Below are 11,540 nucleotides of genomic sequence, written 5' to 3'. Positions count from 1 at the left end.
CCTGGGCGCCCCGCTGGCCGACACCGTCGCCACCGTGGGCACCGGGGTCGACCGGGCCCGCCAGGCCCTGGAGGAGCCCGCCGCCGAGCAGGCCCCCGCCGGCCCCGAGGTGGCCCGTCACCTCGACACGGCCGTGCGGCAGGTCGTCACCGCGCCCGTCGCGGAGGCGGCACCGCTGCCCGAGCCGTCCGAGATCACCCTGCCGGAGCCCGACCAGGGCGTCGAACGGCCCCGCGTGGACGCCCCGCGTCCGGAGGCCGCTGCCGCCGAGGCCGCCCCGGCGGAGCCCGCCGCGCACACGGTGCGGACTTCGACGCTGGCCCCGGCCGCCGAGGAGCGGTCCGTCGCCGCATCCGGGACCGCCGACACCGACCCCGACACCGCCGTCGCCCCGGCGCCGACGGCTTCGGGCACCACCGCCACCGCCACGGCGACCCCCTCGGGGTCCGCCGCCCAGGGCGGTGCGCTCATCGCGGGCTACCTGTCCGCCCCCGGGGCCCCGACCCCGGCCCCCGGCCTGGTCCAGGCCGCCTGGCACGTCCTGCGCTCGGTTCCGGCCGAGGACGCCGACGAGCCCACCTTCTCGCCCGACTAGCGCGGCGTTCCCGGTCGCACGCCGACCGTTCTCCTGGCACACCTTCCCAGCCGCGGAACGCCCGAGCCCTGTGCTCCGAGTGATCCCTTCCGCACCCTCTGGGGGTTGATGTGAGCCGCGCACCCGAACGCGGGGTTCACATCAGTCGACGGCCCGCCAGGTCGCCCGCTGAGAAACCGAGCACCTCCCTCCTGGCCAGGGGAGTGGCTCCCCGACAGAGAGACAGACCACGAGCCGCGGAACGCGGCCACCCCGGAAGGACACTCATGAACACCACCGCCCGCACTTCAGCCAAGACCCTGCTGCTGGCAGCCGGCGCGGCGGGATTCATCGCCTTCGGCTCCGGGTTCTCCTGGGCCGACACCCTCGGCGGTGTGACCGACGGCCTCCCCCTGAACGACCTGGGCGGCCAGGTGCCCACGGCCCTCACCGAGGGCGTCGGCTCCCCGGTCGGCGACCTGGCCAGCGTGCAGCCCGGAACGATCTCCGCGACCCCCGACGTGCAGCACAACTCCGCCCCCACCGGTTCGCTCACCGACGGCCTGCCCGTCGAGGCCCCGCTGGCCCTGGACGGCAACAGCACCGACGTGGGCCTGGACGCGGTCTCCGGCGCCCTGCCGACGGGCGCCCCGACCGTCCCGCAGAGCGGTGCCCTCGACCCGGTGACCGGCGCGGTCGGCGGGCTGGGCCTGTTGGACGCGGTCGGCCTGAACACCGGCGGCGGCACCCTGCCGCTGAGCCACCCCGCGCAGAGCCCGCTGCCCCTGGGGGACACGGTCGGGCAGGTGGACGGCGCCGTGACCGAGCTGGGCGCCCACGAGGTCGGCACCGGCCTGACCGAGCTGGACGCGGCCTCCCTCGGCGAGGCCGTCCCGACGAACGACGCGGTGATGCCGGTCAACGGGCAGAACACCGACATCAGCGGCGGTGCCGCGGACATCGTCTCCGACCTGGTCCTGGGCGACTCCGCCGCCACCCTGCCGCAGTCCGCGGCCACCGACCCCCTGCCCGAGCTGCCGGTGGCCCTGCCCGCCGAGGTCCTGCCGCAGACCGGGGCCGTGGAGCCGGAGCTCCCGTTCGCCGTGGTCCAGGACAACGGCTCGCTGCTGGTCGAGGACGCCGCCTCCGCCGAGGACCTGGTGGCCCTGCCCCTGCCCGCCGACGTGGTGCCGCAGAACGCCCCCGTCGACGCGCTGCCGGAGCTGCCGGTGGCCCTGCCCACCGAGGTTTTGCCGCAGGCCGCTCCGGTGGACTCCCTGCCGGAGCTCCCCGCGACCCTGCCCGGACTCGGTGACGTGACCTCGGCCCTGCCGCAGTCCGCGGCCACCGACTCCCTGCCCGAGTCGCCCGTGGCCCTGCCCGCGGTCGGCGACGTGACCTCGACCCTGCCCGCCACCGACTCCGTCGGCGGCGACCTGGTCGGCGTCAACGGCCTGCCCGCCGTCGGCGAGCCCACCGTGGACGGCGCCCCGCTCGGCGCCCTCGCCTAAAGCCTCACCGGGAACTGCGCCCGCAGGTCGTGGCGGGCGCAGACCGCCCGGGGCGGTGGCGGGACCGGCAGGCGCGGCGGCACCGAAGGACTGTGGGGGTTCCTCGGCGCACGCGGCGCACGGAGGGTCTCCGCCGCCCCGGGCGCACCGCGGCCCCGGACACCGACGGGTGTCCGGGGCCGCTTCTCGTTCTCCGCTAGTACATCTCCTCACCGGTGCCGAAGCCCAGGCCGTCCGCGCACGGGTTCGAGGTGGCGTCGCGCCCCTCGCCGGGGCGGGCGGCGGGCGCCTCGGGTGACGGCGAGGCGCTGGGGGAGTCGACCGCGCTCGGTGAGGCGCCCGGCGGCTCCGCCGGGACGGCCGCCTCGTCGGCCGCCATCAGCGGGGGCAGCGGACGGTCCTCGCGCACCGCGGTGAACAGCTCCTCGGCCCGGTCCTCGTACCAGAGGATGCGGTTGGGGTCGAAGGGCGCCTGGTACCAGGGGACGGTGTGGAACTCGATGTCGCTCAGGTCCACGTCGGACAGCGACACCGCGATCGACAGCATCCGGTCCAGTGTCAGCCGGCTGTCGGTGGCGCTGTGCTCGGCCACCGCGGTCAGGATGCCGTGCAGTCTCCGCGGGTCGGCCAGCACCTCGCCCTGCACGGCCTGGTCGGCCAGGGCGGCCATGAACATCTGCTGCCGGTCGATGCGGCCGATGTCGCCGCCGTCGCCGATCTCGTAGCGGGCGCGGACGAACGACAGCGCCTGGTCGCCGCTGAGCGTCTGCCGCCCGGCGGGGAGGTCGAGCTTGGAGCGCTCGTCCTTCATCGGCTCGGGGATGCAGATGTCCACCCCGCCGATGGCGTCCACCACGTCGCGGAAGCTCATGAAGCTCAGGTGCACGAAGTGGTCGATGCGGACGTCGGTGAGCGACTCGATGGTGCGCACCACACAGGGCGGGCCGCCGTGGTACATGGCGGCGTTGATCATGCCGAAGTAGCCGTAGGTGCCCTCGGCGGTGCCGTAGGGGTCGCACTGCGGCAGGTTCACCAGGGAGTCCCGGGGGAAGCTGATCACCGAGGCCCGGCCGTCGGGCGAGATGTGCGCCAGCATGATCGAGTCCGAGCGCTCGCCCTCGAACTCGGTGGTGTAGGCGGTGCTGCCCTCCTCGTAGCCGTCGGAGCCCATGAAGAGGATGTTGACCGCGTCGCTGATCTTCTCGGGGCGCTCGCCCTCGTCGAGGGCCGCCTCCAGGTCGTGCTGGACCATCCCCGAACGCAGTGAGTGGTAGTAGCCGTAGGCGGTGGCGATCCCGGCGGTCAGCAGGACGGCCAGACCGGCGGCCGTCCAGACGGCGATCCGCCGCAGCCTCCGCCGCCCGCCGCCCCCGGCGGCGCCCGCTCCTCCTCCGGTACCGCCTCCGCCCGCTCCTCCTCCGGTACCGCCTCCGCCCGCCGCGGATCCGTCGTCCGCGCCGTTCTCGCCGTCGGCGGGACCGTCGGCCCCATCCGCTCCGGTGCCTTCGGCGCCCTCCGCCGCTTCGCCCCCGGCGGCCCGGGCCGCGGCGGTGGCCTTCGCCTTCCGGGCGGGCACGGGCGCCGGCACGGGCGCCGGCACGGGTGCGGTGTTGATGATCACGGGTGCGGGACGGACCGGCGCGACGGCATTGACCAAGGCCATCACGTCGTCGTCCTCCGGGACGGTCGGCTCCTCGCGGCCGACGCGTTCCAGGCGGCCGGAACGGCCGATGCGCCAGGCGGGTTCGGCGCGCTTCCCGGCGGCGTCCGCATCCCGTTCGGGCGTGTGCTCCGAACCGGTTTCGGGGTTCGGTTCCGGTGTGGTGTCCGCTCCGGCTTCGGTGGCGGCGTTCTCGTCAGCGGGCATCGTGCAATCTCGGTGAGTTCGGACGGCGGGACGTGCCAACGGTCGGACACCGACCCGACAGGAACGGGTCACGGGTCCGTGTTCGTGGGACGGCGGAGGTCGCGCGCGGTGTGGATACGGGAGGCCGTGGGGTGGGGCGTCGTGGCGTGCGGCGTCCTGGAGGGACAGGGGTGCGCGGCACGGAGGGCACGGACGACGGGGGATCCCGCGTGTGGTGGAGATCCTAGGTGAAGTTCCCGCAGAGTGCGCGCTCGACATGTCCGAGCGCGGGGCCGGTGACCACAATTGCGCCGCACAATTCCTTCGTCGGTGTGCGCCGCCGGTCGACGCGCGCATGTCCGACTTTCTCACCGGTGCCCGTAAAAAACACTTCTGACCCGCCACCCTGACCAAGCCTTGGTGCGGGGCCTCGGTGCGGGGTGACGGGTCACCATGAGCTCTGTCCCGGGGTCAGTCGTCCCAGAAAGCGCTGCCCTCCCCGGCGGGCGGCTCCTCCGTCTTGGCCCCGGACTTGGCGGTGCTCCGCCCGGTCGCTTTGGTGGTCTTGCGCGCCGTCGTCCCACCGGAGGCCTTGCTCCCGGTGTGCCGGGGCCGCGCGGTGACCTGGCTCTTGGTGATGGGCTCGGCCGGGGCGGCCGGCGGGCGCGGCTTCTCGCCGGAGCGGATGCTCAGCGCCTCCTCCTCCACACGGAGCATCTGCTTGACCTCGCCGGGCATCTCCGGCAGCCGCTCCGAACGCAGGTGGGCGCCGAGCACCTCCAGGGCGTGCTCGCACAGCAGGCGGCGGGCCCGGTCGGCCTTGATCCCGCTCAGCTCCTCCAGTTCGGGCAGTGCCCGCTCGCGCAGCAGCCGCAGCACGGCGGTCAGCCGCTCGCGGGTCTTGCGGTCGGTCATCGACATGACCGTGATCTCGGCCTCGGTCAGGAAACCGTCGGCGGCGTCGGCGGAGTCGCGTTCGGTGATGAAAGCGCTGGTGAGCCTGCGGGCCGAGGCCCGGGATGCCTCGCGGACGTCGTTCCGGCGCAGCAGACGGGCCTGGAGGCCGGTCACGACGACGCTGGCGGCCAGGCTGATCGCGGCGCCGATCAGGATCAGGACGATCGGGTTCTCTAGGACGTCTGGCACGGTTCGGATGACCTTTCCGGGCGGGGGTCCGCACGGTGGGGAGTCAGGGGGTGTGCGGGGCGGGGGTCAGGTGGTGGGTGACTATTCGGTACGGAGGGGGTGCTTGTCAAGTGAGCCGCGGGCACGCGACGTGCCCCCGACGGCGTCGTCGCAGGTGGGTCTGGAGGGTTGTTCCCCTTTGTATGGGATCTATCCGGCCAGGAATTTGTTCACGGCCTCGGGGGACAGGATCTCCTCGGCGACCATGGCGGCGCAGCCGCGCACGCCCGCGTCGTCCCACAGGGCGCTGGCCACCACCCGCAGCTGCCGGGTGGCCAGTGCGGTGCACCGCTGGAACACGATCTCGCGCACGCCCGCGACCAGGTGGTCGTAGGCCTCGGACAGGTCGCCGCCGAGCACGACGACCTCGGGGTTGAGCAGGTTGACGGCCCCGGCCAGGGCCTCGCCCAGCCGTCGCCCGGCCTCGCGGACGAGGGTGACGGCGACGGGGTCGCCGGCGGCGGCCAGGGCCACCAGTTCCTTGAGGCCGGCGACCACCCGGCCCTCCTCGGCGGCGAGTTCGAGCAGCCGGGGCCCGCCCGCGACGGCCTCCAGGCAGTCGGTGTTGCCGCAGCGGCAGGGCAGCCCCTGCCCGTCGCGCACGGGGATGTGGCCGATCTCCCCGGCCGCCCCGAGGGACCCGCGCAGCAGTCTGCCGCCGGAGATCAGCCCGGCGCCGATGCCGGTGGACACCTTGACGAACACCATGTCGGAGGGGTGGCCGTGCCCGCCCGCCAGGTGTTCGCCCAGGGCCATCACGTTCACGTCGTTGTCGACCATGACGGGGACGGGGAAGCTCTCGGCGATCAGCGGGGCCAGCGGCACCCCCGCCCATTTGCCGAGCAGGGGGCGGTCGTCGGCGCGTCCGGCGTGGAACTCGACGGTGCCGGGCAGGCCGATGCCCGCGCCGCGCACCTCGCGGGGGTCGCGGCCCAGGGAGACGAGCTGTTCGGCCCAGGTCTCCAGCAGCCAGGGGACGGTCGTGTCGGGGCCGGAGGCGATGTCCGGGGAGCCGGGGGTGCGCACGAGGATCTCACCGGCCAGGTCGCAGACGGCGGCCTGACTGCGCGCCATGCCCAGCGCGGCGGTGAGCAGCAGCCCGCTGTCGGCGTTGAACTCCAGCAGCGACGGGGGGCGTCCGCCGGTGGAGGCGGTGCCACTGCCCTCGACCACCAGCCCGCTGTCGATGAGCTCGGTCAGGCGCAGGGCGACGGAGGGACGGGAGAGTCCGGTCGCGCGGGAGAGCTCGGACCGGTTGGTCGCCGCTCCGGTGCGGATGAGCTCCAGGATGTGACCGCTCGTGGTGGCAGCGGAGGACAGGCGTCCCGGGGTTCTGGCCATATCTCATTCAACCACTCGGTCAGGTTTCCAAATATGGGATCTTATGTAAAGAAGTGTTCTGAAGTGTGCTTGGTTTTTTACCATAGCGGGCCTTAAGGTCGAAAGGGACGAACGGACCACGCCTCCTGGGACACCCCCGCGCCCGGCGTACCCCGCACCTTCCGCAGTCCTTCCGTCATTCCTCGCACGCTGGAGCACTCCGACATGCCGCAGCAGTCCGTACCCCGCCCCACCGACCTGGTGGTCTTCGGCGGCACCGGCGACCTGTCCATGCGCAAACTCCTGCCCTCCCTCTACCTGCTGGACCGCGACGGCCACCTCGACCCGCGCACCCGCGTCATCGCCGTCTCCCGCGACGGCCTCACCGACGCCGACCTGCGCGGCAAGGCCGACGCCGCGGTCCAGGGCCACCACGCCGTCCGGGTCGCCGAACCCGGTGTGCTGCGCCGTTTCCTGGACCGCCTCTCCCACGTCACCGTGGACGTCGGCGGCGACCCCGCCGGCTGGGCCGACCTGGCCGGTGTCCTGGACCCCGACCGCGACCGCGTCTTCTACCTCGCCGTCCCGCCGATGATCTCCGGCGCCATCTGCCGCGGCCTGGCCGACGCCGGGCTGGTCACCCCGGACGCCCGGGTCGTCATGGAGAAGCCCCTGGGGCGCGACCTCGCCTCGGCACAGGCCGTCAACGCCGAGGTCGGGGAGATCTTCACCGAGGAGCAGACCTACCGGATCGACCACTACCTCGGGAAGGAGACGGTGCAGAACCTCCTGGTGCTGCGTTTCGCCAACGTCTTCCTCGAACCCCTGTGGAACTCCCGGTGGATCGACCACGTCCAGATCACCGCCGCCGAGACCGTCGGCGTCGGCGGCCGCAAGGGCTACTACGACACCGCCGGGGCCATGCGCGACATGGTCCAGAACCACCTGCTCCAACTGCTGTGCCTGACCGCCATGGAGCCCCCCGCCAGCTACGACCGCGAGGCCGTGCGCGACGAGAAGCTCAAGGTCCTCCAGGCCCTCAAGCCCCTCACCGGAGAGCGCGTGCGCGAGGACACCGTGCGCGGCCGCTACGGCCGGGGCGATGTCCAGGGCTCGGAGGTCCTCGGCTACCTGGAGGAGCCGGGCGGACCCGCCGACAGCACCACCGAGACCTACGTCGCCCTGCGGACCGAGATCGCCAACTGGCGCTGGGCGGGCGTGCCCTTCTACCTGCGTACCGGCAAACGCATGGACCGGGCCCGCTCCGAGATCGTGGTGCGCTTCCGCGACGTCCCGCACACCATCTTCCCCGGCGCCGCCACCGGCGGCGGCAGCCTCGTCATCCGCCTCCAGCCGGACGAGGGCATCCACCTCACCATGCTGGCCAAGGCCCCCGGCGCGGGCGCGCTGCGGCTGCGGTCGGTCCCGCTGGAACTGAGCTTCGCCGACACGTTCGCCACCCGCGCGCCCGAGGCCTACGAGCGGCTGCTCATGGACGTGCTGGCCGGAGACTCCACCCTGTTCATGCGCCGCGACGAGGTCGAGGCGGCCTGGCGCTGGACGGACCCCGTCATCGCCGCCTGGGCCGACCTGGACCTCGTCCCCGAGACCTATCCGGCCGGGAGCGCCGGCCCCGCGGGCGCCGACCGGCTCATCGGCCGCACCGGCCGCACGTGGTACGAAGAGGAGCAACCCCGATGACCGCGCACGTCCCCGCCGTCCACCCCGTCGTCGCCGAGGTGACCCGCCGCCTCGCCGAGCGCAGCGAACGGTCCCGCACCGCCTACCTGGACAAGATCCGCACCGCCGCGGACCCGGCCCGGCCCGCCCGCACGGCTCTGGGCTGCGCCAACCTCGCCCACGGGTTCGCCGCCTGCGGGGTCTCCGACAAACTCGCCCTGGCCGGGGACGTCACCCCGAACCTGGCGATCGTCTCCTCCTACAACGACATGCTCTCGGCGCACCAGCCGCTGGAGTCCTACCCGGCGATCATCAAGGCCGCCGTCGGCGAGGCGGGCGGCGTCGCCCAGTTCGCGGGCGGGGTGCCCGCCATGTGCGACGGCGTCACCCAGGGCCGGGCGGGGATGGAGCTGTCCCTGTTCAGCCGGGACGTCATCGCCATGGCCACCGCCGTGGCGCTCTCCCACGACATGTTCGACGGCGCCCTGATGCTGGGCGTCTGCGACAAGATCGTGCCGGGCCTGCTCATCGGCTCCCTGTCGTTCGGCCACCTGCCGGTGGCGTTCGTCCCGGCCGGGCCGATGCCCTCCGGCCTGCCCAACAAGGACAAGGCGCGGGTGCGCCAGCGCTTCGCCGAGGGCAAGGCCGACCGGCGGGAGCTGCTCCAGGCCGAGTCGGCCGCCTACCACGCGCCGGGCACCTGCACGTTCTACGGCACCGCCAACTCCAACCAGATGCTCATGGAGGTCATGGGCCTGCACCTGCCCGGTGCCAGCTTCGAACAGCCGGGCACGGAGCTGCGCGAGGCGCTCACCGCCGAGGTCGGCCGCCGTGTCCTGGCCAACACCGGCCTGGGCGACTCGCCCGTTCCGCTGGGTGAGCAGGTCGACGAGCGCGCCGTCGTGAACGCCGTCGTCGCCCTGCTGGCCACCGGTGGCTCCACCAACCACACCCTGCACCTGGTGGCCATCGCCCGCGCCGCGGGCATCGATCTGACCTGGGACGACTTCGCGGCCCTGTCGGAGGTCGTGCCGCTGCTCACCCGCATGTACCCCAACGGCGCCGCCGACGTGAACGCCTTCCACGAGGCGGGCGGCATGGCCTTCCTCATCGGCTCCCTGCTCGACGCCGGGCTGCTGCACGAGGACGTGCACACCGTCATGGGCCGCGGCCTGAGCGCGTACCGCCAGGTCCCGCGGCTCGACGACGGGGCGCTGAGCTGGGTGGACGGCCCCAAGGAGAGCGGCGACACCTCGGTGCTGCGCGGCGCCGACGACCCCTTCGCCCCCGACGGCGGCCTGCGGATGCTCGACGGCAACCTGGGCCGCGCCGTCATCAAGGTGTCGGCGGTGGACCCCTCCCGGCACGTGGTCGAGGCGCCCGCCCGGGTCTTCGCCGACCAGGCCGAGTTGCAGGCCGCGTTCACCGCCGGGGAGCTGACCGGCGACTTCGTCGCGGTGGTCCGCTTCCAGGGCCCGCGCGCCAACGGCATGCCCGAACTGCACAAGCTCACCCCGCCGCTCGCGGTGCTCCAGGACCGCGGCCAGAAGGTCGCCCTGGTGACCGACGGCCGCATGTCGGGCGCCTCGGGCAAGGTCCCCGCCGCCATCCACGTGTCCCCGGAGGCCGAGGCCGGCGGCCCGCTCGCCTACGTCCGCGACGGCGATATCGTCCGCCTGGACGCCCGCGCGGGCACCCTGGAGGTGCGCGCCGACCTGGCCGGACGCGAGCCCGCCCGGCCCAGCGTCGACTCCTCCGCGGGGACCGGCCGGGAGCTGTTCGGCGCCCTGCGCGCGGCCGTCGGCCCCGCCGAGGCCGGCGCCGGGGTCTTCGGCCACTGACCGCGATCGAACAGGAGAACCTCCCCATGACGACGACGCCCCGCACGGGCGGCGACATCCTCGCCCTGGCCCCGGTGATGCCGGTGGTCGTTCTGCACGACGCCGAGGCGGCCGTGCCGCTGGCCCGCGCCCTGGTGGCGGGCGGTCTGCCCGGCATCGAGGTGACGCTGCGCACGCCCGCCGCGCTCGGCGCCATCGAGCGGATCGCCGCCGAGGTCCCCGAGGCCGTGGTGGGCGCGGGCACCGTGACCACCCCGGAGCAGGCCGAGGCCGCCGCCAAGGCGGGCTCCCGGTTCCTGGTCAGCCCCGGCAGCACCGACACCCTGGCCGCCGCCATGGCCGACACCGGGCTGCCGTTCCTGCCCGGCGTTTCCACGGTCTCGGAGGCACTGGCGCTGCTGGAGCGCGGCGTCTCCGAGCTGAAGTTCTTCCCGGCCGAGGCCGCGGGCGGCGCAGCGTTCCTGAAGTCCCTGGCGGGGCCGCTGCCGCAGGTGCGCTTCTGCCCGACCGGTGGCATCACTCCCGTGTCCGCCCCGGACTACCTCGCGCTGCCCAACGTGGGCTGCGTGGGCGGTAGCTGGCTGACCCCGGCCGACGCGGTCGCCGCCGGGGACTGGGGCCGGATCACCGACCTGGCCCGCCAGGCCGCCGCGCTCTGAGCACCGGCGAACGCCCGCACCGCGACCACGGTGCGGGCGTTCGGCGTACCCGGGGCGGGGACGTCAGTGTTCGGGCATGCGGAAGAAGATCATCGGGTTGTGCGTGCTGTCGCGCACGGGCTCGCCCAGCCCCAGGTCCTCGCGCAGCTCCAGCAGCGCCGTGTACGGTGCGGGCGCCCGCCTGCGGGAGACGGTCAGGTACTCCGCGGCCTTCCGGCGCAGCCACGCCAGCACGACCGCGCCCTCCGTCAGGGGCAGCGCACGCCTGCCGTGGAACACGTCGTGGACGCTGACCGGGGTGCCCGGGGCGACCCTCGGGAAGAGCTCGGCCAGGTACCAGCGCGCGAACCGGGCGTTGTGGGCGGCGTCCACGAACAGGTAGCCGATGCCCTCGGGGACCTCGCCGAGGTTCTTGCGCACGTCCCCCCGGTGGAAGTGCCAGCGCCCCTCGGACAGGGCCGCCGGGACGTTGGAGACCACGTTGTCGACGATGTCGAACGAGTGCAGGGTCCCGGTCCCGTTGTCGCGCAGGGCCGACAGGATCCAGGTCGTCGACCAGCCGTGGAAGGTGCCCAGCTCCATGACCGTCTCGGGCCGGGTCTCGCGCAGCAGCAGGTAGGTGATCTCGGCTTCGAGGTCGTCCAGTTGCGGGGTCATCCGTCCCCGGGTCTCCCACAGGAACTCGCGCTGGGCCTTCCTCACCTCCGCCAGCGGGTCGCGGTACTTCCTGTACAGGTCACCGATCAGCGAAAGGTCGATGCCGGCATCCCCCATGGCGGTCCCCTCGTCGTCATCCCCGGCGCCCGGTCCGGGCGCGTCCCCAGTATCCAACGGCGCGGCCGCGCCGCGCCGCGCCCCGTGCTCCCGGCGATTCCGTGCGTATGCCACGCCGCCTCGCCGCCCGGGGGGCGCTCCGCGCGGCCG

General features: G+C 73.8%; 9 protein-coding genes. 5 read left to right on the top strand and 4 right to left on the bottom strand.

The genetic code is table 11. From position 1 onward, the window contains the following. Together QJS33_RS30085 and QJS33_RS30080 are read left to right on the top strand one after the other, a co-directional pair. On the top strand, nt 1-595 hold a 595-nt coding region (locus tag QJS33_RS30085; protein ID WP_306371463.1), incomplete at its 5' end, for a hypothetical protein. A gap of 266 nt (nt 596-861) precedes the next feature. Next, nucleotides 862-2,085, top strand: coding sequence for a hypothetical protein (locus tag QJS33_RS30080; protein ID WP_306371462.1), 1,224 nt, complete (start codon nt 862-864; stop codon nt 2,083-2,085). A 196-nt stretch (nt 2,086-2,281) separates the two neighbouring features. Here the strand turns inward: QJS33_RS30080 and QJS33_RS30075 are convergent, their stop codons facing one another. The 3 genes from QJS33_RS30075 to QJS33_RS30065 form a co-directional block, all read right to left on the bottom strand. Then, nucleotides 2,282-3,952 (bottom strand): LCP family protein, encoded by a 1,671-nt coding sequence (locus QJS33_RS30075; RefSeq protein ID WP_306371461.1) that lies wholly within the window; start codon nt 3,950-3,952, stop codon nt 2,282-2,284. Between the two features lie 450 nt (nt 3,953-4,402). Then, on the bottom strand, nt 4,403-5,077 hold the full coding sequence (locus tag QJS33_RS30070; protein WP_306371460.1) for a hypothetical protein: 675 nt from the start codon (nt 5,075-5,077) through the stop codon (nt 4,403-4,405). Nucleotides 5,078-5,266: 189 nt separating this feature from the next. Beyond that, a complete protein-coding gene (locus QJS33_RS30065; RefSeq protein ID WP_306371459.1) occupies nt 5,267-6,457 on the bottom strand; it encodes an ROK family transcriptional regulator in 1,191 nt (396 codons plus the stop codon). A 204-nt stretch (nt 6,458-6,661) separates the two neighbouring features. Between QJS33_RS30065 and zwf the strand changes: the two genes are divergently transcribed. From zwf to QJS33_RS30050, 3 genes are read left to right on the top strand one after another with little or no spacing between them, the layout of a single operon-like run. After that, nucleotides 6,662-8,137: a glucose-6-phosphate dehydrogenase gene (gene zwf / locus QJS33_RS30060; RefSeq protein WP_306371458.1), complete on the top strand. Its 1,476-nt coding sequence runs from the start codon at nt 6,662-6,664 to the stop codon at nt 8,135-8,137. Continuing rightward, nucleotides 8,134-9,957: a phosphogluconate dehydratase gene (gene edd, locus QJS33_RS30055; protein WP_306371457.1), complete on the top strand. Its 1,824-nt coding sequence runs from the start codon at nt 8,134-8,136 to the stop codon at nt 9,955-9,957. The genes zwf and edd overlap by 4 nt, the downstream gene beginning before the upstream one ends. 26 nt (nt 9,958-9,983) lie before the next feature. Continuing rightward, nucleotides 9,984-10,616, top strand: coding sequence for a bifunctional 4-hydroxy-2-oxoglutarate aldolase/2-dehydro-3-deoxy-phosphogluconate aldolase (locus QJS33_RS30050; RefSeq protein ID WP_306371456.1), 633 nt, complete (start codon nt 9,984-9,986; stop codon nt 10,614-10,616). A gap of 63 nt (nt 10,617-10,679) precedes the next feature. Here QJS33_RS30050 and QJS33_RS30045 read toward each other — a convergent pair whose 3' ends face one another. Continuing rightward, a complete protein-coding gene (locus tag QJS33_RS30045; protein WP_306371455.1) occupies nt 10,680-11,390 on the bottom strand; it encodes a class I SAM-dependent methyltransferase in 711 nt (236 codons plus the stop codon). Nucleotides 11,391-11,540: the final 150 nt, after the last annotated feature.

The organism is Nocardiopsis sp. CC223A (assembly GCF_030766825.1).
Classification (GTDB): Bacteria; Actinomycetota; Actinomycetes; order Streptosporangiales; family Streptosporangiaceae; genus Nocardiopsis.
The sequence above is the reverse complement of the archived record's forward strand: the minus strand, read 5'-3'. Positions and strand labels throughout refer to the sequence as shown.